This is a genomic window from Pantoea sp. FN0307 (assembly GCF_050113815.1).
In the GTDB taxonomy this organism is placed as follows: domain Bacteria; phylum Pseudomonadota; class Gammaproteobacteria; order Enterobacterales; family Enterobacteriaceae; genus Mixta; species Mixta alhagi.
Genome location: NZ_JBNJSO010000011.1, coordinates 1 through 23,029, shown reverse-complemented (window position 1 = coordinate 23,029; position 23,029 = coordinate 1). Strand labels below are relative to the sequence as shown.

The following is a 23,029-nucleotide window of genomic DNA, read 5'->3' as shown; positions in this document are numbered from 1 at the left end:
GAAATGATAATGAGCCACTCTCCTGCGATCGGTTGGTACGGGAAATTGCCCAGCGCCGGTGACTTTTTGCAGCGCCGTTTTCCTGATGCGTTAGCCCGTCAGTGGACCCACTGGTTTCAGATAGGGCTGCTGAACTGGCAAAAAAATGAAGCGCAGCGTCCCGGTGAGCCGCACCGATTCGCGAAAGCGCCGGTATGGAATTTTGTGGTACCGCCCATGCTGGGCAGCCAGCTGGTGCAGATGGGATGTCTGTTGCCCGCGCGCGATAGCGTAGGCCGTCAGTATCCTGTTTGTGCTCTGTTCAGCTTTACGCCAGCCGAATGGTCAGCGGGGCGGCTGGCAATGGCGGGCGAATGGTATCAGCAGTTGGGACGCACTCTGATGCATGCGGTGCATAACGTCTACTCTGCTGAACAGCTCGATCGGGCGCTGCTGGCCATCCCTACGCCGCAGGACCCTGCCGGTCAGACCGCGCACTCGGATATTTTAGATGTCATTGGCTATGGCGATATCGCCACCAACCTGAGCTGGAAGCAGGTGGCCGACTGTTTTGATCCACAGCGTTATACCAGCTTTTGGTGGACCAATCAGGCCGACAACTATCCGCTTTATACCCACCTGCACAGCGGCAATTTTACCGGTCAGCTCTTTTCGCTGCTGTTCGACCCGGCAGGCGGAGCCAGACCTGGCCGACATGGGCTCTATCCGCCCATGTTTGAATAATCTTCCGACTTGAGAATAACGATGAATATCGATGCGTTACTTGCTCCGGTTAGCAGTGAAAAACCGTGCGGCGAAAATCTGGAATATGACGCTGACTATATGGCGATGAACCAGGCCAGCGAAGGGAAGGCGGAGCAGCAATTTGGCGACACCATTATTCCTGCCGAGCCTGCCGACTGGAACAAAGTGGAACGGCTGGCGACCGGACTGTTGGCACGGACGAAAGATCTGCGCGTGATGTTAGCACTTACTCACGCATGGACGCATATGAAAGGGCTTCCGGGCTACGCCAGCGGGCTGAAGCTGATTCAGCAGGCGCTGCTGCTTTATTGGGAGCCGCTCTATCCGCTGCTGGAAGAGTATGGCGAACGCGATCCCTTCTATCGCATTAACGCGCTGGCGGCGCTGGGTGATAAATCTGAGCTGACTGCCGCACTGCGCCAGGCTCCGCTTCTGCGTACTGCCGCCGATCAAATCTCTTTACGCGACGCCTGCTCTTTACTGGATGGCAGCAAAACGGACGTGGCCGATTATCCCGGCGGACGTGCGCGCTTAAATGATGAACTGGCCAGGGGCGATCAGCCCGGCATTGAAGCGATTCAACAGATAAGTGAGCGCCTGCAAACTATTCGGGAAACGCTGGCGGAACACCTGGGTGAAAGCGGTGTGCCAGAGATGGAACAGCTGCAAAAAATGGTGAATCTGGTGGCGCAATCCTGCCAGGCCACGGATTTAAGCACGCTGATGCCGGGTAATGCAGACCCTTCCGCGCAGCCTGCCGCTGATCACACCGCGCCTGCCGCACCGGCGCGTTCTTCGCAAACCGACTGGCGCAGCAGCGAAATCACGTCACGTGCTGAAGCGCAGTTAATGCTGGAAAAGGTGAAGCAATACTTCTCTCGTTACGAACCCAGCCATCCCGCTCCGCTAATGATCGATCGCGTTCAGCGCGTCATTGAACTCGATTTTATGGAGATCATTCGCGACCTGGCACCCGATGGCGTGCATCAACTTGAAAACATTTTTGGTCGCCGCGATTAAGCAGCAAACCCCTTATATGGCAGCGTGCCCGCTGCTGACTTTACCGCGCATATCCGATGGAGAACCTCATGGCATCTAAATCCAGTGGGCAGAAATTTATCGCCCGTAACCGCGCGCCGCGCGTGCAAATTGAATACGACGTAGAGATCTATGGCGCCGAGCGCAAAATTCAGTTGCCGTTTATCATGGGCGTAATGGCTGACCTGGTTGGTAAACCAGCAGAGCCGCAGCCGGGCGTTGATGAGCGTAAGTTTCTGGAAATCGATATCGATAACTTCGACGAACGTATGAAGGCGCTAAAGCCGCGCGTGGCGTTCCAGGTGGATAATACGCTGACCGATGAAGGACGGCTGAATGTCGAACTGACTTTTGAAAGCATGGAAGATTTCTCGCCGGATGCGGTGGCGCGTAAGGTTGAGCCGCTGAACAAGCTGCTTGAAGCGCGCACTCAGCTCTCTAACCTGCTGACCTATATGGATGGCAAAAACGGTGCGGAAGAGCTGATTGCCAAAATTTTGCAGGATCCTACGCTGCTGAAATCGCTGGGCCATCTGCCAAAATCTGAAGAAACCGTTAAAGGTGATGAGGAATAACGATGAGCAATCCATCACAACAACAGCTACAGCAGGCGCAGCAAACCTGGGATCAGGATGAATTTAGCGCGCTGCTGAACAAAGAGTTTCGTCCGAAAAGCGATCAGGCGCGTGCCGCAGTGGAAAGCGCGGTAAAAACCCTGGCGCAGCAGGCGCTGGAAAACAGCGTGACCGTGTCTGACGATGCTTACCGTACTATTCAGGCGCTGATTGCGGAAATTGATGAAAAGCTGTCGCGTCAGGTTAACCAGATTATTCACCATGAAGATTTTCAGAAGCTGGAAGGCGCATGGCGCGGTCTGAGCTATCTGGTCAATAATACTGAAACCGATGAGATGCTGAAAATTCGCTTTATGAGCATCTCTAAACAGGAACTGGGCCGCACGCTGAAGCGCTATAAAGGCGTGGGCTGGGATCAAAGCCCTATCTTCAAGAAAATCTATGAAGAAGAGTATGGTCAGTTCGGCGGTGAGCCGTTTGGCTGCCTGGTAGGCGATTACTATTTCGATCACAGCCCGCAGGATGTAGAGCTGCTGAGCGAAATGGCGCGCATTGGTGCGGCGGCGCACTGTCCGTTTATCGCGGGCACCGCGCCGAGCGTGATGCAGATGGAATCCTGGCAGGAGCTGGCCAACCCGCGCGATCTCACCAAAATCTTCCAGAACAGCGAATATGCTGCCTGGCGCAGTCTGCGTGAATCAGAAGATGCGCGTTATCTGGGCCTGGTGATGCCGCGCTTCCTGGCGCGCCTGCCGTATGGCATTCGCACCAACCCGGTAGACAGCTTCGATTTTGAAGAAGAGACCGACGGTGCCAGCCACGGCAACTACACCTGGACCAACGCCGCTTATGCCATGGCTGCCAACATTAACCGCTCGTTTAAAGAGTTTGGCTGGTGTACGTCTATTCGCGGCGTAGAGTCGGGCGGCGCGGTAGAAAACTTACCGTGCCACACCTTCCCCAGCGACGACGGCGGCGTGGATATGAAATGTCCGACCGAAATCGCCATCAGCGATCGTCGTGAAGCCGAGCTGGCGAAAAACGGCTTTATGCCGCTGGTGCACCGCAAGAACTCTGACTTCGCCGCCTTTATTGGTGCACAGTCATTGCAGAAGCCGACGGAGTATCATGATGCGGACGCCACGGCAAACGCCCGTCTCGCTGCCCGCCTGCCTTATCTGTTCGCCTGCTGCCGCTTCGCGCATTATCTGAAGTGCATCGTGCGCGACAAGATTGGTTCTTTCCGCGAGCGTGAAGAGATGGAGCGCTGGCTAAACGACTGGGTGATGAACTATGTGGATGGCGACCCGGCCAACTCCTCGCAGGAAACCAAATCCCGCAAGCCGCTGGCTTCAGCCGAAGTGCTGGTGGAAGAGATTGAAGATAACCCAGGTTACTACGCCGCCAAGTTCTTCCTGCGTCCGCATTATCAGCTGGAAGGTCTGACCGTATCGCTGCGCCTGGTTTCCAAACTGCCGTCACTGAAAACCAATGATGCGTAAATAAATTAGTCGGCTCTACGGAGCCGACACATTAGTAAGTTTGTTAGCGCTTGCAGGTTATTACCTTGCTTTGCGGTTAATTAGTTTTCGTTTTTGCTGTTGTAAGTGCCTTTACAGGCACTTCTGAGAAACCTTAATTTAAACCGAGGCGTGTATTATGAATTGCGAAGGTTAATTATCTAATTTGTAATTTATATTAAATGGGTTTTTTAAGTGCTAAAACAATAGTAAATGGCTATGTGGTCATAATTGGGAACTATAAATATTTCGAAGAGGGGTAATATGAGCAATTTTAAAAATTCTCAGATGCAGCCAGGCTTTTGTGTTGTTCAGGAGCAAGGTACACTAATACATCAAGCGCATAAGCTTTTTAATAGTGCAAATAAAGATGCCATTGACTTTTTTTTAAAAATTAATAGCGATACTCCATGTTTAAGGCCCGGACAGATTCTTATTGTTGCAGATCCCAGGAATGCTAACCAAACTTGTGAGTTAAATGAACTAAAGAAAGCAAAGAAAAAAGTCAATATCGCATTATTACCTCAGAAAAATAGCGTTGCTGACTTCCTGCACAGTAATTATGATACTATTGCTGCTTTGACAAGCATTGGCGATAAGACTACAGGCATACTTTCTGATGCCAGTGAAAGATATTTTAAAAAAATAGAATATCTTTTAAAAGAAATCGAGTTGACGTATCAGAATCAGTACCAGACACAAGGAAGTCTTATAAGTCAGCAGTTTTTTATAAAAAGACAAGCTCTTTTCAATGAAATAAAACCATTATTAAATAAAATAACACGTGTAACTATAAAGCATAAATCTTATGATAATATCAAACATGCTTTAGGCTTATCTAGTCGGTCTATTGTTTATGAATGGAGTCAGGCTGGGGTTGGCGCTATAAAAGGATATTCAGACTATATAAATAATGCAGCGCGCGCCGCTAAATTTATGAAAGCTGGTGGCTGGGTTTCATTGGGGTTTTCATTCTTAGGGACCAATAATAAAATATTAGAAGCTTGTCATATAGGACGAGAGAATGAATGTAAAAAAGCTGCTGTAAAAGAATATAGTAATTTCTCGTTAAGCACCGGGGGAGGGTTAATTGGCGGAGCTACAGCGAGTACATTTATGGGGGCTACTTGTGTGGCAATAGGCGCTGCCACAGCTGCCGTGGGAGGTATTGCTTGTGGCATAGTAGTTACTGCTGCAGGAAGCTATGTTGGTGGGGAATTAGGCGGGTATGCCGGAGACGCTGTAGGTAATGGTATTAACTATTTAATTTTTAATGGAGAATGATTTATTTTGAATTTAATTAAGGTGTTTATTTACCTTCAGTTGTCATTTGCAATTGCATTTATTAGCGGCTTAGTATATTTGTTTTTTTTTATCAAACGAAATCTCCCAAAAATAAATGCTGCCTTTAAATATCTTGAAAGTAAGGGGGTTTTAAAACCGGGCGACTATGGTTTTTACGAGCAATTGGGCATTTGGGGCGCAGGGTTTAGAATTTCCCTATTAAAAATAATGCTTAAAGGAAAAACGTTTAAGATAAAAGATGGGCGCATGATTGACTATGAAGCAAGGAAATGTCTTATTAGCAGTCCCGATGATTTTTTATGGATGAAAAAATACTTTTTAATTTTGTTTTTTTGTATTGCTTGTTTACTGTTTATCGTGCTTCTTGCTTTTATTTTGAAAAGCATGGGGCTGTGATTGCAAGTTTTAACTTTAATATTTGGATACGGACAGCAAGATTCTATCATTCGTTATCTTCAGCCGTCTGATGATAAATTTTTTTAAAAAAAAGTGGTTTGATACTTTTGAAATCCCACGCGGGAGCGATGCTGCAGGGGATGTCACGCTTTAGGATGGCTTTTAAAATGTTATTTGTTAATGAGCTAATCTCATTGTTTTTTCTAAAATAATCCCCTGATTCCTTGCTTCGGCAGGTATTACTGGTATGTTAAGTGTTGGTGCTTCAATTACTAAGTCAATTTATACGTCATATGAGCTTCGTAATCTGAATCCAGGAATACATAATCAATTGCGTGGGGCCGGACATTTAGATTTGCTCTATTTCTTAGTCGAAGAAAATTTAAATCCTTTTGTTGAGGCTATCAATTACCAGGCAAGTCATGGTGCTATAGATAAAAAAATATTTGATACATTTTTAGCTAGGATTACACATGTTTAATTTAATTATTAAATATTTTTTTGTTTATACTTTAATGCTATTTTCATTTGCATTGTTTTTTTCTGTTATAGGTTATTATACTTTTATATTTGACTGGGGTGATAACCTGATCTGCTCACTAATAAATGTATTTATATTATTGATGTTAAGCTGTGTGTCTATCGCTATATATTATTTAGCAGAGAAGATTAAGTTGATTGTTTGATTTTTATGGGGCTTATTAGCAAGGGGTAGTAGGAATAAATTATTTATGCGTTTAATTCTATGAGTGCGGAATATTTTTTATTCTTAATTGTTGTCGTTTTCGTAATCTTCTTTTTTATTGCTACCATTTATACATACTATCTATATAAAAAGCATTTAAATAATTATGAGGATTTCTTTAAACAATACAGGCGGAATGGGCTTTATATTGATTCTATTAGCAATTTAAGTAGTGATTTTGGGTTCGTTCTTTATTATTTGAAAATAGCATTCTTTGTTAGGCTGCTGCAAGATAAAAAGATGTATGTTGAAAAAGGAAAGCTTGTTGATAAGGCATGTTATGAGTATATGCATAATCTTCCAAAAGAAAAAACTGCATGGATGTGGAGTTGGCGACGAGCTCACTTTATACAAGCATTCCTTTTTGTTATTTCGCTTGTTCTTGGGTTCTTACATAGCATATTTTATCACTACTAGAAATATATCATTTAATTGAACCGTCATTTCTTAATAAACCTAGTGTGCAGTGTATTCTTAAAATGGCTTTATTGCCTGAAATTAATATTTCCCTAATTAAAATTTTGCCTGCTTTCTTTGAGAGCAGGCAGAAACGAGGCAGAGGTAAAATATGGACTGTTTTATTCAGCCCCATGCTTTCCTGTTTGCCATATCACTGCTTTATCGAAAGCAACTTTAACCAATAAAGAGTAGATAATTATGGCTATTGATATGTTCCTGAAGGTTGACGGTGTAACCGGTGAGTCTCAGGACTCCAACCACAAAGGCTGGACCGACATCACTTCTTTCTCCTGGGGCGCATCCCAGCCGGGCAACATGGCTGTTGGCGGCGGCGGCGGCGCGGGTAAAGTGAACTTTAACGATCTGCACGTTAACGCGCTGATCGACAAGTCTACTACTGCGATTCTGAAGCATTGTGCCAGCGGTAAGCACCTGACCAAAGTTGAACTGTCTGTATGTAAAGCCGGCGGCCAGCAGGTTGAATATACCAAAATCACGCTGGAAGATGTGCTGGTTACCTCCGTACAGTATACCGGTTCTGATAATGGCGATCTGGTAGGCGTTGCCTATGCATTCCAGGCTGCGAAAGTTAAACAGCAGTACTGGGAGCAGACTTCTTCTGGCGGTAAAGGCGCAGAAAGCAGCGCTGGCTGGAACATCAAAGAAAACAAAGAAGCGTAATAGCTTTCACCCGCCCGTTTACGGGCGGGTATATTTATGGATAGCGTTGTTGAAAGGAATAGAGTGAATACGTCATTTCCGATTTTCTTTATCTGTCTTGCAACTATGCTTTTTTCAATGCGAGCTAATGCAAAATCAGAATACAGTGCTGAACAATACATAAAAAACTATGCTTTAAGCGTCTGTGTTGCTAAAGGGTATAATAGTAAGGAAGTTAAAGATGACGCTTCTGCTGCGGCACGTGGTTATCTGGAGTTTGGCGATTACTCTTTAGCTGCTCATAGTGCAGTAAGAAAGCTGGTAGATGAGTTTCTTGCAAAAACATATTCCAGCCAGTCCGGCGAGCCAATGACCTTAGCTAAATGTATCGATGTTTATCATAGTTCTGAACTGGAAAATATCGTTAAGCAATATAAAGGAAAAGAAGATGGCTAAGATGGCGGAGGTTATTATTACATCTATAAATAAAAGCTTGTGAAGTTTAATTTCGAGTTTTTGACTACGCACAGATAATGTAAAAGTAAAGATAACAATATGCTTGAAATAAATGTTAATGAAATCTGGCGATAAAAAGTCTTTTATATGAATATCAAAGTATTGTACCTGGGGCTCGCAATATTTCTTTCGGGGTGTCATTTGGAACGGCCATTTTATCACCCTTTGCCGGTAAAGGTTGAACAAGGGAGATTATGTTTCACTGCCCCTGAAGAAAATAGTCATAACATTATTTTAAAAGTTGATCCTCCCTACATTTCATTGCACAACGGTGATTCATGGGAAACAGTAATACTATCCGAGGAAGCTACTCAAGGACAGAAAGTAATAGCTGGAGAGTGTATTTTTTGGAATGAAATAAAATGGTTGCCTGGCGAATATGATGTGGCGGTCAAGATTAAAAAGGAGAGCTCTCTGGAAAAACGTTACTCCACTCATTTTATTTTGGGGAAAAATGAACAAGGGCACCTTTTTTTGGAGAAATAGTTCGATTGAGAATCAAACTTTAACTAAGGATCTCTCTGCTCGAAACTATACAGCTTATTGGTAGCAGGGAGTTAATATATAAATTACTAATGACTCTATTGAAAAGTATGCCACATACGGAGATACAGCCTTTCGTTTAGCGCCTTAAAGGAAAATAATTTTTATGATTGTCCAGTTAAAGCGTTTATTTACGCAGTCTCTGTTAGTTTGCGCTCTGTTTTTTAGCTTCACAGCAAATGCTGAGCAAAACAACGCTGAGCTATTGGCTGGTAAATGGCAGATAAAAAGAGTTTATGTTAATACGCAGCAAACAATGCGGCCATCTATTATAATGAATGACCCGACGCTGGTTGGCCGTACGTTGATGTTTACCACCAATTATATTACTGGCGAACCGTTACTTAATCATGGCTGTGAGCAGCCTGTATTAAAGGCACAGCCTGAAATCACATTAAATAAGCTTCTGGCCTCGACAATCGGAGCAGAGAGCAGTAAAGATCTATCAAATAATTATTCGTTAAAATTGCAGGGTACTGATAAGGTAACTCCAGTCTTTGTTCAATGCGGGAAAGGCATGCTTGGGCCTAAAGGCGAAGCTACTGATAACTGGTTGGTAAAGCTGGACAAACAAACGATCCTGACTAATTGGGACGATAATACATTACTTGCCTTACAAAAACTGCCAGCCGATGCGCCTGCAGCGCCTTCTTTTAATTGCCAAAAATCGGTAACCACAACTGAAAAGGCCATTTGTGCATCTTTTGATTTAGCCAGTTGGGATCACAGCGTTAATGATGCCTGGCAAATGGCAGTACATCAAATTAAGAACACCGGTGTGGATGTTACAGCTAAATTAGCAGCACTAAAAAGTGAGCAGCAGCGATGGCTTATTGAAAGAAACGCCTGTAAGGGCGAGCAAAATTGTATTAAGCAACAAATGGTGAGGCGCGTAACTGATCTGGTGGAAAGCGCTAAATAAGTATCCGTCAGGAAAAACGGCTCGTCAGCGCTGTTTATATTTGCCTTACAGACGAGCCTGATTCCTTTATTTACAATGAACTTTATTCCAGATATCCAATCGTTATCAGCCATTGAACGATTGAATTATTGCTTATTTAACTTCTTCGTATAAACCCCGCCGGTTTCGCCGAGACCTGCGTGGTTTGTATGCCGAATATCTCAAACGCAGGAAACCGTTATGCGCTTTACGATTATAACGAATAAACCGGGACATCAGCCGCCGCAGAGCAGCTGTGACTTTTTACCGCCCGGCGGCACCATCGGCCGTGGCGTCGATAACAATCTGGTGCTGCCCGATAATGACCGTACCATCTCCCGCCTGCAGGCGATTGTACATATCACCGCCGACGGCGAATGCCGGATCACCAATCGTGGCAACGTGACGCGTGTCGAACTGAATGATATTCCGCTGGAGCGGGGCCGTCAGGTAGAGTTACAGGATGGCGATATCCTGGGCATTGATGAGTACCGTCTGCTGGTTAACGATCTGAATGCCACTGCTCAGCCTGAAGCGCATGTTGCGCCGTTGGTTGCCCGTCCTGCGCCACAGTCACCCGCCCCGCAGGCTCAGCCAACGCCGCCTGCAAAGGCCGCCGATGGCACAGCGGCGATCCCCAGCGAAATCTGGGATAGTCTGGCAAAAGAGTTTTCTATTGCTGACAGTATCTCCACCAGCCGGATAAAACCCGCCGCGCCTGCGGTCGCGGAACATCCATTAACGGCTGTGCAAACAGAAAACCGTAACCCGGAAGATCCGCTGGCACAGTTTAAAACCAGCGAGCCGCTGAGCCTTGATCGTCGCAGCCAGACGCCAGATGCGCTGTTTAATCAGGATGAACTGTTTAAATCAGACAGCATTTTCAACGACAGTACGCCGACCACGCTTGTTCAGCCTGCCGCTGATAAAGCTGCGCAGCCGCAGGCGAAGCCGGATGAGCTTGATCCGCTGGCGCTGTTTGGCGGCGGTAAGTCCACGCCAGCGCAAATCAACAGCGACGATCCGCTGGGCCTGATGATGAGTAGCGCAGTGCCGTTAGCGCATCCCGATGATGAAATATCCGGTACGCAGCAGACTGCAACGGCCGAAACGCATTCAGCAGAGAGCGGCAAGCAGGATCTGTTTGGTGATGACAATGATATGGCGCGTTCGCCGCTGTTTGCTGACCAACCGCCTGCCGCCGGGGCCAACCCTGATGCAGCGCCTGTGGAAAACGCGTCCAACGTTTCTTCTCTGTTTGCCGATGAGCAAACAGCCGCCCGGGATGCCGACTTTAACGACGCGGTAAAAACCGATGATGACGCGCTCAGCGCCTCGCCACTGTTTGCCGATTTGCCCGCGGATAAGCCAAACAGCATTGAATCTTCACCGCTGTTTAATCAGGCTCCGTCACAGCCGGACGTCCCCGATTATGGCGGTATCACTCTGCCGACGCCGCAGGCGGTTCAGCGCAGCGTTACGCCACCGCCGAAAGGGCGCTTGCGTATCGATCCGGTTGCCAGCAACAGCAGCAGTCAGCAGCACAACGCATCTTCCGGCGGAGAAGCGCTGCAGGGTGAACTGCTGCAGGCGCTGCTGGATGGTATGGGGCTAAATGATATGCAGCCGACGCCGCATTTCGATCGGGAAAATATGCAGCAGCTGGGGCAGATGCTGGGTATGTTCTCACAGGGAACGGTCGCGCTGTTGTCCTCGCGCTCCATCCTGAAACGCGGTGTAAAAGCGGATATGACCGTTATCCTGGATGATGCCAATAACCCGTTCAAGCTGCTGCCATCCGGCAAAACCGTGCTGATGCAGATGTTCGGCAGCCGTATGCCGGGCTTTATGCCGCCGAAACAGGCGGTACGCGATGCGCTGGTGGATCTGCAGGCGCATCAGTTGGGGATGATTGCCGGTATCCGCGCAATTATTGCCGCGATGCTGCAATCTTTTAATCCACAGCAGCTGGAAGAGGAAGCGCGTCAGGAAGGCGTGACTTCGCGCCTTTCGCTGCCCGGCAGCCGTAAGGCGGCGCTGTGGGAGCACTTTAACCGTCGCTATAACGAAACGGCTGGTGAAATTGAAGACGACTTCCATACGCTGTTCGGCGAAGCGTTCCTGCACGCTTACGATATGGAAGTTAACCAGTATAAAGATTCACAGACCGCCTCGGACGAATAATGAATATCACCATTGCCTCAATGTCGAATCAGGGCGCCCGCGAGAGCAATCAGGATCAGACGGGCGACATGATAGGAGAGCGTTCGGCCTGCTTCGTGGTCTGTGACGGCGTCGCTGGTTTTCCCGGCGGCGATCTGGCCGCCAGGCTGGCGCGCAACACCATTATCGACCAGTTCGATGGCGATGCGCATCTGGATGCGCAGCAAATTCGCCAATACATCAATAATGCCAACCGGGCGATCCGTCAGCAGCAGAAAAGCGAGCCTGATTACAGCCGCATGGGCACCACGCTGGTCAGTTTGTTTATCGATCGTGATTATCAGCTGGCTTACTGGGCGCATGCGGGCGACAGCCGCCTTTATCTGTTCCGACGCGGCTACCTGTATCACGTCACCACCGACCACAGCCTGATTCAGCAGATGAAGGATGCCGGACATCAGACGGAAGGTATCAACAGCAACCTGCTCTATTTTGCACTGGGAATGGGCGACGAAGGGCGCGATGCCAGCTACAGCGATGTCGTGCCGATTGAAGATGGCGATGCGTTTCTGTTGTGTACCGATGGCTTCTGGCACGGCGTGTCGCATCAGCAGATGCAGCAGGCATTGCATATGGTTAATACGCCGGAAGAGTGGTTGACGCTAATGCATCAGGCGCTGAAAAACAGCGAGGAGCAGTCAGACGGCGAGCAGGATAACTACAGCGCGATGGCGGTCTGGGTGGGTTCGCCTCAGGATACTACGCTGCTGCATTCTCTCTCTGAAGCGGCGCAGTTTATTCCGCTTCGCGATTAAATAACTCTCAAGGGACCCTTATGAAATACTGGTTAACCGGCGCGTTAACGCTGTTAATGGCCTCCAGCGCCTGGGCGGATAATTACAATCTTGCCTCTTCACCCTCTAAAAAACTGGACGTATGGATCGATAACGTCAAAAGCCAGGAACCCGCCGACTGGTGCGCGCGCCAGCTGTCGCTACGTATCGTTGCCAAAGGCGATAAATCGCCAGCGGTGCTGGAGGAGTTTCTGCCACAGGTCGGCGCGCTGATACAAACAAAACAGTGCAGCAAGCTGACAACGCTTAACTGGCAGATGGAAGATGCCAGCGGAGCCCTGCTGGCAAAAGGCAGCGCAGCAAAGGCCAGCAACTGGCAGGTAAACGTCACGCCGCCGGAACCGGCTGCGGCAACCCCAACAGCCGCGCCAGCAGAGACAGTGATTAACCCGGAAGATCTTTCTCCTCCGGCAGATACCACACCCTGGCTGCAGTTCAGCCTGCTTGACGGCTGTCATTTTCGTACCTGGTGGAGTGACGGCGATCGCTCCAGCGCGCTGTTTGTGCCAACAAAAGAGGGCGTGAAGTGTGCCGATGATGGCTGGCTGAGCGGGCAGGCGCAGATGACGCGCGTGGGCCATGGCGCAGCGAAAAATATCACCGTCACCTTCCTACAGGGCTTTCCGGTTATTGGTCTGGCAGCAAAAAGCGACAAGCGCGGCCTGCAAATGACCACCGTCAATAACGAGCGCATGGTGCTGACTGACGAACGCTCGCCTCAGAGCTGGCTGATTCTGCCGTGGTCAAATGATTTTAACGGCTGGCAGGCTACCGGCACCGTAGCGGTACAGATGAATCAGGCGGAAGCCAGTGATGAAGGGGCGTTAAAGGCGCGGCTGAACGAAGTACGTAAAGTGTGGGCGCCTTATCTCAGCGATGCGCCTTTAACCATTCAGCTGGTACAAGAGCTGCATCCGCAGCTGAAAGACCCAGCCGCAGGCGCCTGGCGCACCATTAAATAACTCGCAAAAAGGAAGCGCTATGCACTCTTTACAACAACTGCTGGCAGGCGGCTCGCTGGATGATGCGCTGGCGCGCGTTGAAGCGCAAATTAAAGCGGCCCCGGCCAACGCCGATCTGCGTGCAGCTTTTGTCCAGCTGCTGTGCCTGGCAGGTAACTGGACACGGGCGCAAACCCAACTGAAATCCTGGGCGGCGCTGAAACCGCAGGCGCAGCCGACGGTTACGCTGCTGGAACAGGCGATCAAGGGAGAGCAACAGCGTGCGGCGGTGTTTGCCGGGCAGGCTCAACCGCGTCTGCCAGGCGAAGCTTATCGCTGGGCTGAACAGCTATTCGCCGCGTTGCAGGCGGATATTCAGGGCGAGCGGGCGCAGGCGGATGATTTGCGTAACGGTGCGCTTGAGGCCGCCGCGCTTAATCCAGGCAGCGCGCGGGTGCAGGGCAGTGAGCAGGCAGAGCCTTTCGCCTGGCTGACCGACGGCGATGGCCGACTCGGCCCGGTGTGTGAACTGCTGGTAAGCGGTGGCTATTTCTGGGTGCCCTTTAGCGCCATTGCCGAGATGCGTTTTCAGGCACCTGCCAGCGTTACGGATCTGGTTTGGCGCCATACGCTGGTACGGCTGGTGGATGGCTCTGAGCAGGTTTGCCAGGTACCGGTGCGTTATCCTTTTGCTTCCCAGGCGCAGGACGATCTGCGTCTGGCGCGCGTAACCGAATGGCTGCCGCTGGATGAGGCGCAGCAGCACTATATCGGCCAGGGGCAGAAGGTCTGGCTGAATGACAGCGCTGAGTTTTCCCTGCTGAGCCTGGAGACGCTGACCTTCGTTGCCAGCGATCTGGCCGATGAGTAACTCACGTTCCGGTGATGGCGCTGAGCTGCTGCACAGCGGCTATCGCTTTCGTAAGGATCAATCGACCCTGAACGTGCGCGATAAACTCCAGCCTTCGCTGCTGGATCGCCTGATGGATAATGAACCGGGTAAAAGTCAGGAGTCGGCTAACCAGCGGCTGATCTCGCACAGCACCTTGCGACGGCACGTGCTGCGCGATCTGCAGTGGCTGTTTAATACCATTAATAACGAAGCTCAGCATGACCTGGCACCCTTTAATCAGGTTCGCCGCTCGGTGCTGAATTTTGGCGTTGCGCCGCTGGCCGGGCAGCGGATGTCCGATATCGAATGGCATGATATTCAGCGCAAGCTGACCGAAGCCATTATTAACTTTGAACCGCGTATTTTGCCGCAGGGTTTGCAGGTGCGCTGTATCTCCGATACCCGCTCGCTCAATCTGCATAACGTGCTGTCGATTGAAATCAAAGGGCGCCTGTGGTGCGTGCCTTATCCGCTGGAATTTCTGTTCCGCACCGACGTGGATCTGGAAAACGGCTATTTTGAGTTAAAAGATGTAGGTTAAGCATGGACAGTAAACTGCTCGAATACTACAACCGTGAGCTGGCGTACCTGCGTGAAATGGGCGCGGAGTTTGCGGAGCGTTATCCGAAAGTGGCCGGACGTCTGGGCATGCGCGGCATTGATGTCGCCGACCCTTACGTAGAGCGCATGATGGAAGGCTTCGCTTTTCTGACCTCGCGCGTCCAGCTAAAAATGGATGCGGAATTTCCGCGCTTTTCGCAGCGTTTACTGGAGATGATTGCCCCGGGCTATCTTGCGCCCACGCCCTCAATGGCGATTGCCGAGCTGCATCCTGACAGTAAAAAGGGCGATATCAATCGCGGTTTTCTGGTGCCGCGCGGCACCATGATGGACAGTCAGCTGCTGAAGAAAAACGGTGTGACCTGCAGCTACACCACGGCACATGACGTTACGCTGTTGCCGCTGAACATCAAACAGGTAGAGCTGGGCGGCGTCCCGGCGGATATTCCGCTGGGTCAAATGGGCCTCAGCCAGCGCGGCGCGGTCAGCGCGCTGCGTATTCGCCTGAGCTGTGAAAGCACCACCACGCTCGATCATATGGATTTCGATCGGCTGGACTTTTTCCTGAGCGGGCCCGATATCGAGGCGTTAAAGTTGCTGGAGCTGCTGATGCAGCATACGGTCGGTATCTTCTGCCAGACCGCAGGCGCCACGCCACGCCGCCATGTATTAAACAACAATGCCTTAACGCAGGAGGGCTTCGCGCCGGATCAGGCGCTGCTGCCGGACGATCTGCGAAATTTTGACGGCTATCGCCTGCTGCAGGAATATTTTGCCTTCCCGGCGCGCTTCCAGTTTATCAGCATCAGTCAGCTGCGCCCGCTGCTGGCGCAGGCTAACGGCGAGCGTGAGTTTGATATTGTGCTGCTGCTTGATAAAGCGGAGCCTGCGCTGGAGCGCGTGGTGGACAGCAGTCATCTGGCGCTGCACTGCACGCCGGTTATCAATCTTTTTCCGCGTGTGGCCGAACGGCAGAAACTTAGCGAAAGCAGCCATGAATACCATTTAGTGGTCGATAATATTCGCCCGCTGGATTATGAAGTTTACTCGGTACAGAAACTCTACGGCACGCTGGAAGGCCAGCGTGAAGAGCAAATTTTCCGGCCCTTCTGGAGTACCTACAGCCACGACAGCGGCGACTACGGCGCCTATTTTTCTCTGCGGCGCGAACAGCGCACCCTGTCGGAACATGCGCAGCGTTACGGCGCGCGTACCGGCTATGTGGGTTCGGAAGTTTTCCTGTCGCTGGTGGATGAGCAACATACGCCCTGGCGTGACGAACTGCGTTATGTCACCGCCGAGGTGCTCTGTACCAGCCGTGATTTGCCGCTGATGCTGCTGCAACAGGATCAGCAGGGCTTTAAGCTGCCCGATTCGGTGCCTGCCGCCGGATTAACCATGCGTAAAGGGCCGACGCCGCCGCGTGAACCGCTGGCAGAAGGGCTGGCGGCCTGGCGCTTAATCAGCCATTTGCAGATGAACTATCTCAGCCTGATGGACAGTGATGACGGCGAAGGCGCTGCTGCGCTGCGCCAGATGCTGGCATTGTATGCGAACCTGGCGGAAGCCTCCGTTGCGCGTCAGATTGAAGGCATTCGCCATTGTCAGCTACGGCCGGTTAATCGTCGGGTGCCGGAGCCGGGGCCGATTGTTTTCGCACGCGGCATCGGCATTGAATTAACCGTTGATGAACAGGCATTCTCGGGCAGCAGCCCGTGGCTGTTCGGCAGCGTACTGGAGCGCCTTTTTTCGCGTCTGGTTGCCAGCAACAGCTTTACCGAGATGAGTCTGAACAGCCAGCAGCGCGGCGAGGTGGGTTACTGGCCGCCGCGCATGGGCAAAAGGGCATTGATATGACAAAGCCGGTGCGTATTTTACAGTGCCTGCCGGAAGGGTTCTGGAACGGGCTGATGCAGACGCCGTGGCGCTACGATCTGTTTCAGATGCTACGACGGATTGATGCGCAGGGCGGCGAGAAATATCCGCTGGGACGCGCGCCGCTGCCGCGTCACGAGCCGCTGCGTATCGGACAGACGCCTTCTCTGGCTTTTGCGCCTTCGACGCTTGCAGCGGTTAGCGCGCGTAAAGATAGCGAGCTGCATGAGGTTTCGATCCTGAGTTTTGGCCTGTTTGGTCCTAACGGGCCTTTGCCGATTCATATGACGGAGCATGCGCGAGAGCGTCTTTATCATCATCAGGATCCCAGCCTGACCGCCTTTGCCGATCTGTTTCACCATCGCCTGACGCTGCTGTTTTATCGCGCATGGGCTGATGCGCAGCCCACGGTATCGCTCGATCGCGCGGATGGACAGCGTTTCGACAGTTACCTTGCCAGCCTGATCGGCATGGGTCAGCCCGCGCAGCGCAAGAAAGGCTCTTTAAGCGAGCATGCCCGTCTAATGCTGGCGGGCCACCTAAGCCGCCACACGCGTGATGCGGAAGGGCTAGAAAAAATTTTGCGGCATTACTTTGGCGTGCCGGTGCGCATCGAACAAAATCTGCCGCAGTGGCTGGCGCTGGATAAGCGCGAACGTGCCCGACTGGGTGCAGGGCGCCAGATGTCACGGCTTGGCGAATCCGCTTTTTTAGGCGTGGCGGTGCGTGACGTGCAGCATAAGCTGCGCATCGAAATTGGTCCATTGTCGCTGGCGCGTTATCAGCAGTTTTTACCCGGCGAGAGACATGCGGAAGAGCTGCGCGACTGGGTACGCCAGTATCTGGGCATTGAGTATGTCTGGGAAGTGCGTCTGCTACTGGCAAGCGATGAGGTGCCAGGCATGGTACTCGGCAGCGAAGGACGTCTCGGTTACAGCGCCTGGCTCGGTAAACAGCCGATTCCCCAGCCGCGCGGCGATTTAACCTTCAGCCCGGAGGGGTAAGGAAGCCCCTTAGATTTTACTCTCATTTTAGACCCTTAACTTATCCGTCAGAGATCATCATGTCAGAAATCAGCCGCGCCGTACTGTTCGGCAAACTGGACACGCTATTATTTACTTCGCTGGAGAGCGCGACGGCCTTTTGTAAGCTGCGCGGCAACCCGTATGTTGAACTGGTTCACTGGCTGCATCAGCTGATGCAGCATCAGGATGGCGATCTGCAGCAGCTGATCCGCTATTTTTCTCTTGATGAAGAAGCGCTGACGCGCGATATCGTTGCGGCGCTGGATCGCCTGCCGCGCGGAGCCAGCGCGGTTTCTGATCTCTCAGAGCATATCGACAGTGCCGTTGAGCGCGCCTGGGTTTACGGCTCGCTGAAATTTGGCGTGACCCGGATCCGTGGCGGCCACCTGCTGATTGGCATGCTAAAAACCTTTAACCTCGCCAACGTGCTGAAAAGCATTTCGCCGCAGTTCAGCCGCCTGAGCGCCGATCTGCTGATGGAGCAGTTCGAGGCGATTTTTGCCAACAGTAAAGAGGCGCAGCAGGCGGCCGCGCAGCCGGAAAGTCCACTGGCAGCACCGCAGCAGCAAGGAACGCTGGCGCAGTATGCGCAGGACCTGACAGCACGTGCGCGTGAAGGCAAAATCGATCCGGTTGCCGGTCGTGATGAAGAGATCCGGCAGATGGTGGATATTCTGATGCGCCGTCGGCAGAACAATCCATTGCTGACCGGCGAAGCAGGCGTGGGTAAAACAGCGGTGGTAGAAGGGCTGGCGTTGCGCATTGCCGCAGGTGACGTGCCGCCGCCGCTGCGTGATGTGCAGCTGTGGCTGCTGGATATGGGCATGCTGCAGGCGGGTGCCGGTATGAAGGGCGAATTTGAGGCGCGTCTGCAGGCGCTGATTAATGAAGTGCAGTCCAGCCCAACGCCGATTGTGTTGTTTATTGACGAAATTCATACGCTGGTGGGCGCTGGTGGGCAGCAGGGCACTGGCGATGCCGCCAACCTGTTAAAACCGGCGCTGGCGCGCGGCCAACTGCGCACTATCGGCGCGACCACCTGGGCAGAATACAAAAAATATATTGAGAAAGATCCGGCGCTGACCCGGCGTTTCCAGACGGTGCAGGTTCACGAACCCGACGAAGAAAAAGCGCTGCTCATGCTGCGCAGCACGGTGAGCACGCTGGAAAAGCATCATCATGTGCTGCTGCTGGATGAAGCGGTCAGCGCGGCGGTGAAGCTTTCTCATCGCTATATTCCTGCGCGTCAGCTGCCGGATAAAGCGGTGGCGCTGCTGGATACCGCCTGCGCTCGCGTTGCCGTTAGCCAGGGCGCACAGCCGCCGCAGCTTGAGGATTGTCTGCATCGCATCGCCGCGCTGGAGATTGAACGTGAAATCGCTGAGCGCGAAGCCCGGCTTTCATCCGGGGTTAGCGAGCGGATCGTCCAGTTAGATGCTCAGCTGGCGACGCTGACTCAGGAACGCGATGCGCTGATGTCACGCTGGCAGCAGGAGCGTGAGCTGGTGGAGGCGATCATTGCTCTGCGCGCGCGGCTGTATAGCGAACAGGCTGATGACCTGGCGGCGCTACAGCAGCAGCTGGCGGAAAAACAGCAGGCGCTCAGCACGCTACAGGGCGAAGCGCCTCTACTGTTCGCGGCGGTTGATGCCAACGTGGTGGCGGCGGTGGTTTCCGACTGGACCGGCATTCCGCTGGGACGGATGGTCAAAAATGAGATCGATGCGGTGCTGAACCTGGCCGATACGCTCAGCGAGCGGGTGATTGGCCAGCATCATGGCCTGGAGCTGATCGCTAAACGTGTACGTACCTCGCGCGCGCGACTGGACGATCCAAATAAACCGGTCGGCGTCTTTATGTTGTGCGGCCCTTCCGGCGTCGGCAAAACCGAAACGGCGCTGGCGCTGGCTGAATCCCTGTACGGCGGCGAGCAGAACATTATCACTATCAATATGAGCGAGTTTCAGGAAGCGCACACCGTCTCCACCCTGAAAGGCGCGCCTCCGGGCTATGTTGGTTATGGTGAAGGCGGCGTGCTGACGGAAGCGGTGAGACGTCGCCCTTACAGCGTGGTACTGCTGGATGAAATTGAAAAAGCGCATCCGGACGTGCATGAGATCTTCTTCCAGGTATTTGATAAGGGCTGGATGGAGGATGGCGAAGGGCGTCATATCGATTTTCGCAACACCATTATTATTCTGACCTCTAATGTCGGCACACAGCTTATCAGCGCCATGTGCGCCGATCCTGAGTTGATGCCGGAGCCGGAAGCGCTCTCCACCGCGCTGCGCGGCCCGCTGCTGGACGTCTTTCCACCGGCTCTGCTTGGTCGTTTGCTGGTTGTGCCTTACTATCCGTTAAGCGATACAATGCTGGCCGAGATTGTTCGCCTGCAGCTAAAACGCATCCAGCGTCGTCTTGAAGAAAATCACGGTATCATCTCGCAAATCGATGAGAGCGTGATCAGCCAGATTGTCCAGCGTTGCACCGAAGTGGAATCGGGCGGACGCATGGTCGATGCCATCCTGACCAATACGCTGCTGCCGCAAATGAGCCAGATTCTGCTCACGGCCAGCGCACATGATCAGCGCTACCGTCACCTGCGCGTCAGTTTTGACCAGGGTGAGTTTCAGTGTCAGTTCGAGGCGTAAGCTTTAGCTATCAGAGAGTTGTCCAACATGGCAGAACACGATAACAACCGGACGGTGCCAAACGCATTGCCGATTGGGTACCGTTTTAATGAGTTTGAAATTAGGGAAGTAATTGGCGGCGGCGGTTTCGGCATTGTTTATCGTGCCTGGGATCATCAGCTTGAGCGCACCATTGCGATTAAAGAGTTTATGCCTTCCTCGCTGGCGGTACGCAGCGATGACCTTAATCTGGTGCTGCGCAGCGAACGCTTTAGCAAAACGTTCCATGCCGGGCTGAACAGCTTTATTCAGGAAGCACGGCTGCTGGCGCGTTTTAACCATCCGAACCTGCTGCACGTTTTGCGCTTCTGGGTGCAAAACGATACTGCCTATATGGGAACGGTATTTTACAGCGGCACCACGCTGTCGCGCCTGGCCGCTCAACGCCCTGAGCTGGTGAATGAAACCTGGATCCGTCGCTTGCTGCCGCCGCTGTTTGGCGCTATCAACACCATCCATCAGGAAGGTTATCTGCATCGCGATATTTCACTGGATAATATTCAGATCCAGGAAAATATGATGCCGGTCCTGCTGGATTTTGGTTCGGCACGCCAGACCATCGGCAATCTCTCTGACGAGACTGAAACCATGCTGCGGCCCGGCTTTGCGCCGATTGAGCAGTACAGCGACAATAATGAAAGCGAGCAGGGGCCCTGGACCGATATCTATGCGCTGGGTGCAGTGCTGCATACGCTGATTGTCGGCGCGCCGCCGCCGGTTAGTGTGGTGCGCAGTATTGAGGATAACTACCAGCCGCTGGCCGAACAGCGCCCGGCCGGGTTCTCACTGCCGCTGCTGCACGCGATTGATAAAGCCTTGTCGCTGAAGCTGGAAGATCGTCCGCAGTCGATTGATGCTTTTGCCGCGCTAATGGAGCTGACGGTTTCCGATCTGAACGACATTCTGAATGTTAATCTTGAAGGGCCAGGCACTATGCTGGTGCCGGTAGAGCCGGAAGCGCCAGCGCCTGTGGCTACGTCGCCGCTGAAACGCTATATGTGGCCAGGGCTGGCAGCGGCAGGTGTGTTGGTCGGCATTGCCGTTGGCGCGATGATCGCCGGTAGCGGCGATGATACGCCGACCACCGCGACGGCACAGCCGCACAGCGCGGAGTCGGCTTCTGCTGTCAGCACGCCAGTGCAAACGGCGACCAACAGCGCGCCAGCAGACACGCCGCCGCAGCCTGCGGCGCAACCGGCAACGCCGCCGCCTGCGCCGGAGCCGATTGCTCAGGTTTATATTAAACTGCGGCTGGGCGACGATGTGGCGTTAAATGGCAATCAGCAGGCGCTGGTGCCGTCACCCAACGGCTTTGCCTCGCTTCAGCTGCCGCCAGGGGAATATACATTTACCGTGACCAATCAGGGTACATCGCGTGAACAGAAAATTACCGTGGATCGTGCAGGCGTCTGGTTGATTAATCCGCAAAGCTAAGGTAATAAAGAGTGGTCCTCTTTTTTAAGATGGCCACTTATTCCCCGGAAAAATAATTACAGGAAAGGAAATGGCAAATAATCCATGGCGCCTGTTAATCACCATAACGCTGGCGCTTTTTATTAGTGCATGTGATCAATCCTCTGATAACCCTCAAAACTCAGCTGCATCCGCTGCACAAACTCAAATTAACGATAAGTTCACCGCGTTTATTAAAGCGGCAAACAGTGAAAACAGCGTTAATTTTTACTCTTTGCCTGAGGCTCTGTATCACTATCAACAGGAGAGTAAGCCACAGCTGACAGCCAATGTGCCGCTGACAGCTTATACCGTGATCAATCCATCAATATTTCACAATATCAATGAGTGGCTGGATAAGGGCTTAAGCCTGCCGGGCCCGCTACCGCAGCTGGACAGCGCGGCGCAGGCTTATCAGGCCAGTATCAATAAGCTGCTTCCTCTCAGCGAAAAACTGTACGATTATCAAAAAAATAAAGGCTGGTTAACGGATAATGGCGAGCTGGCACGGCGCAGTGATGCTGAATATGTCGATGCCTTTAACGCGCTGCTGACGCAGCGGAACGCTTTTTTAAAAGCCATTTCTGCTGCCAATAGCGAGCGGATAAAAATTGCCTACGAGAACTCACCCGCAGATAGCGTAGAGCATTATCGCAACGGCATCGTTTATCTTTCACGTCAGGCGCTGCGTGATTTAACAGAAGACAGAACGCCTGCTGAAGATAAAATCCTTAACAAGGAAGTTGAGACGTTAGAGCAACTTTCCGCGGGCTGGAATAAATTAATTCAACAGCGGGATGAGCAAGACTGTAAAAGTATTATCGATACGGCTAACGATTATATTTCTGTATTGCATGCCGCCATAAATCAACAGGCGCATGGCGAAGAGGTCATTCAAGAGAATATTATTTTGCCCTTTAACGCGCTGGTACATGCATTAAATAGCCATCGTAGCTGTTAATAAACTGATTTCTTGCGGCCTCTTTCTGAGGCCGCATTCCTGAAACAAACCCATTTCCTTATTATCACCGCCCGCATCCGCGGGCCCGCTGAGCACGGAACTCACCTATGTCTGAACGTATCACCGCACGGCTCCCGCAGGAGGGGCTGCTTTTCTGGAAGCTGGAGGGACGCG

At 51.8% G+C, this 23,029-nt stretch carries 21 protein-coding genes; all 21 read left to right on the top strand.

The genetic code is table 11. From position 1 onward, the window contains the following. Positions 1–9: 9 nt before the first annotated feature. Positions 10–723, top strand: coding sequence for a type VI secretion system-associated protein TagF (gene tagF, locus ACQE3Z_RS20080; protein WP_426975142.1), 714 nt, complete (start codon positions 10–12; stop codon positions 721–723). A gap of 21 nt (positions 724–744) precedes the next feature. After that, positions 745–1,764 carry a type VI secretion system protein TssA gene (gene tssA, locus ACQE3Z_RS20075; RefSeq protein WP_426975141.1) on the top strand — a complete coding sequence of 340 codons (1,020 nt, stop codon included), beginning with the start codon at positions 745–747 and terminating at the stop codon, positions 1,762–1,764. A 68-nt stretch (positions 1,765–1,832) separates the two neighbouring features. After that, positions 1,833–2,357 carry a type VI secretion system contractile sheath small subunit gene (gene tssB / locus ACQE3Z_RS20070; RefSeq protein ID WP_085068116.1) on the top strand — a complete coding sequence of 175 codons (525 nt, stop codon included), beginning with the start codon at positions 1,833–1,835 and terminating at the stop codon, positions 2,355–2,357. A gap of 2 nt (positions 2,358–2,359) precedes the next feature. After that, on the top strand, positions 2,360–3,859 hold the full coding sequence (gene tssC, locus ACQE3Z_RS20065) for a type VI secretion system contractile sheath large subunit (RefSeq protein WP_250651731.1): 1,500 nt from the start codon (positions 2,360–2,362) through the stop codon (positions 3,857–3,859). Positions 3,860–4,141: 282 nt separating this feature from the next. Next, the gene (locus ACQE3Z_RS20060) at positions 4,142–5,161 is read left to right on the top strand and encodes a hypothetical protein (protein ID WP_426975140.1); all 1,020 of its coding nucleotides are present in this window, start codon (positions 4,142–4,144) and stop codon (positions 5,159–5,161) included. Between the two features lie 6 nt (positions 5,162–5,167). Next, the gene (locus ACQE3Z_RS20055; RefSeq protein ID WP_426975139.1) at positions 5,168–5,578 is read left to right on the top strand and encodes a hypothetical protein; all 411 of its coding nucleotides are present in this window, start codon (positions 5,168–5,170) and stop codon (positions 5,576–5,578) included. Positions 5,579–5,825: 247 nt separating this feature from the next. After that, positions 5,826–6,059 (top strand): hypothetical protein, encoded by a 234-nt coding sequence (locus ACQE3Z_RS20050; protein WP_426975138.1) that lies wholly within the window; start codon positions 5,826–5,828, stop codon positions 6,057–6,059. A gap of 921 nt (positions 6,060–6,980) precedes the next feature. Continuing rightward, positions 6,981–7,463, top strand: coding sequence for an Hcp family type VI secretion system effector (locus tag ACQE3Z_RS20045; protein ID WP_250651736.1), 483 nt, complete (start codon positions 6,981–6,983; stop codon positions 7,461–7,463). 105 nt (positions 7,464–7,568) lie between these two features. Continuing rightward, positions 7,569–7,898, top strand: coding sequence for a T6SS amidase immunity protein Tai4 family protein (locus ACQE3Z_RS20040; RefSeq protein ID WP_426975195.1), 330 nt, complete (start codon positions 7,569–7,571; stop codon positions 7,896–7,898). 147 nt (positions 7,899–8,045) lie between these two features. After that, the gene (locus ACQE3Z_RS20035) at positions 8,046–8,444 is read left to right on the top strand and encodes a putative T6SS immunity periplasmic lipoprotein (RefSeq protein WP_426975137.1); all 399 of its coding nucleotides are present in this window, start codon (positions 8,046–8,048) and stop codon (positions 8,442–8,444) included. 163 nt (positions 8,445–8,607) lie between these two features. Continuing rightward, a complete protein-coding gene (locus ACQE3Z_RS20030; protein WP_426975136.1) occupies positions 8,608–9,423 on the top strand; it encodes a lysozyme inhibitor LprI family protein in 816 nt (271 codons plus the stop codon). Positions 9,424–9,642: 219 nt separating this feature from the next. Next, positions 9,643–11,625 carry a type VI secretion system-associated FHA domain protein TagH gene (gene tagH, locus ACQE3Z_RS20025; protein WP_426975135.1) on the top strand — a complete coding sequence of 661 codons (1,983 nt, stop codon included), beginning with the start codon at positions 9,643–9,645 and terminating at the stop codon, positions 11,623–11,625. Then, a complete protein-coding gene (locus ACQE3Z_RS20020) occupies positions 11,625–12,419 on the top strand; it encodes a PP2C family protein-serine/threonine phosphatase (protein WP_426975134.1) in 795 nt (264 codons plus the stop codon). Before tagH ends, ACQE3Z_RS20020 begins: the two co-directional genes overlap by 1 nt. Before the next feature lie 20 nt (positions 12,420–12,439). Further along, complete coding sequence (locus ACQE3Z_RS20015; protein ID WP_426975133.1) at positions 12,440–13,420, top strand: hypothetical protein; 981 nt, start codon at positions 12,440–12,442, stop codon at positions 13,418–13,420. A gap of 19 nt (positions 13,421–13,439) precedes the next feature. Further along, a complete protein-coding gene (locus ACQE3Z_RS20010; protein WP_426975132.1) occupies positions 13,440–14,270 on the top strand; it encodes a type VI secretion system accessory protein TagJ in 831 nt (276 codons plus the stop codon). Further along, a complete protein-coding gene (gene tssE / locus ACQE3Z_RS20005) occupies positions 14,263–14,832 on the top strand; it encodes a type VI secretion system baseplate subunit TssE (protein WP_250651743.1) in 570 nt (189 codons plus the stop codon). The genes ACQE3Z_RS20010 and tssE overlap by 8 nt, the downstream gene beginning before the upstream one ends. A 2-nt stretch (positions 14,833–14,834) precedes the next feature. Further along, complete coding sequence (tssF, locus tag ACQE3Z_RS20000; RefSeq protein ID WP_426975131.1) at positions 14,835–16,709, top strand: type VI secretion system baseplate subunit TssF; 1,875 nt, start codon at positions 14,835–14,837, stop codon at positions 16,707–16,709. Further along, entirely contained in the window at positions 16,706–17,731 is a 1,026-nt protein-coding gene (tssG, locus tag ACQE3Z_RS19995; protein WP_426975130.1) for a type VI secretion system baseplate subunit TssG, read from the top strand. Before tssF ends, tssG begins: the two co-directional genes overlap by 4 nt. Positions 17,732–17,790: 59 nt before the next feature. After that, positions 17,791–20,403, top strand: coding sequence for a type VI secretion system ATPase TssH (gene tssH / locus ACQE3Z_RS19990; RefSeq protein ID WP_426975128.1), 2,613 nt, complete (start codon positions 17,791–17,793; stop codon positions 20,401–20,403). 27 nt (positions 20,404–20,430) lie between these two features. After that, the gene (locus ACQE3Z_RS19985; RefSeq protein ID WP_426975127.1) at positions 20,431–21,876 is read left to right on the top strand and encodes a serine/threonine protein kinase; all 1,446 of its coding nucleotides are present in this window, start codon (positions 20,431–20,433) and stop codon (positions 21,874–21,876) included. 70 nt (positions 21,877–21,946) lie between these two features. Continuing rightward, entirely contained in the window at positions 21,947–22,855 is a 909-nt protein-coding gene (locus tag ACQE3Z_RS19980; protein ID WP_426975126.1) for a DUF3829 domain-containing protein, read from the top strand. The last annotated feature ends 174 nt before the right edge of the window (positions 22,856–23,029 follow it).

Coding starts and splice junctions, on each gene's coding strand:
- tagF (WP_426975142.1), top strand. CDS start 10: ATGAGCCACTCTCCTGCGATCGGTTGGTACGGGAAATTGCCCAGCGCC.
- tssA (WP_426975141.1), top strand. CDS start 745: ATGAATATCGATGCGTTACTTGCTCCGGTTAGCAGTGAAAAACCGTGC.
- tssB (WP_085068116.1), top strand. CDS start 1,833: ATGGCATCTAAATCCAGTGGGCAGAAATTTATCGCCCGTAACCGCGCG.
- tssC (WP_250651731.1), top strand. CDS start 2,360: ATGAGCAATCCATCACAACAACAGCTACAGCAGGCGCAGCAAACCTGG.
- ACQE3Z_RS20060 (WP_426975140.1), top strand. CDS start 4,142: ATGAGCAATTTTAAAAATTCTCAGATGCAGCCAGGCTTTTGTGTTGTT.
- ACQE3Z_RS20050 (WP_426975138.1), top strand. CDS start 5,826: ATGTTAAGTGTTGGTGCTTCAATTACTAAGTCAATTTATACGTCATAT.
- ACQE3Z_RS20045 (WP_250651736.1), top strand. CDS start 6,981: ATGGCTATTGATATGTTCCTGAAGGTTGACGGTGTAACCGGTGAGTCT.
- ACQE3Z_RS20040 (WP_426975195.1), top strand. CDS start 7,569: ATGCTTTTTTCAATGCGAGCTAATGCAAAATCAGAATACAGTGCTGAA.
- ACQE3Z_RS20035 (WP_426975137.1), top strand. CDS start 8,046: ATGAATATCAAAGTATTGTACCTGGGGCTCGCAATATTTCTTTCGGGG.
- ACQE3Z_RS20030 (WP_426975136.1), top strand. CDS start 8,608: ATGATTGTCCAGTTAAAGCGTTTATTTACGCAGTCTCTGTTAGTTTGC.
- tagH (WP_426975135.1), top strand. CDS start 9,643: ATGCGCTTTACGATTATAACGAATAAACCGGGACATCAGCCGCCGCAG.
- ACQE3Z_RS20020 (WP_426975134.1), top strand. CDS start 11,625: ATGAATATCACCATTGCCTCAATGTCGAATCAGGGCGCCCGCGAGAGC.
- ACQE3Z_RS20015 (WP_426975133.1), top strand. CDS start 12,440: ATGAAATACTGGTTAACCGGCGCGTTAACGCTGTTAATGGCCTCCAGC.
- ACQE3Z_RS20010 (WP_426975132.1), top strand. CDS start 13,440: ATGCACTCTTTACAACAACTGCTGGCAGGCGGCTCGCTGGATGATGCG.
- tssE (WP_250651743.1), top strand. CDS start 14,263: ATGAGTAACTCACGTTCCGGTGATGGCGCTGAGCTGCTGCACAGCGGC.
- tssF (WP_426975131.1), top strand. CDS start 14,835: ATGGACAGTAAACTGCTCGAATACTACAACCGTGAGCTGGCGTACCTG.
- tssG (WP_426975130.1), top strand. CDS start 16,706: ATGACAAAGCCGGTGCGTATTTTACAGTGCCTGCCGGAAGGGTTCTGG.
- tssH (WP_426975128.1), top strand. CDS start 17,791: ATGTCAGAAATCAGCCGCGCCGTACTGTTCGGCAAACTGGACACGCTA.
- ACQE3Z_RS19985 (WP_426975127.1), top strand. CDS start 20,431: ATGGCAGAACACGATAACAACCGGACGGTGCCAAACGCATTGCCGATT.
- ACQE3Z_RS19980 (WP_426975126.1), top strand. CDS start 21,947: ATGGCAAATAATCCATGGCGCCTGTTAATCACCATAACGCTGGCGCTT.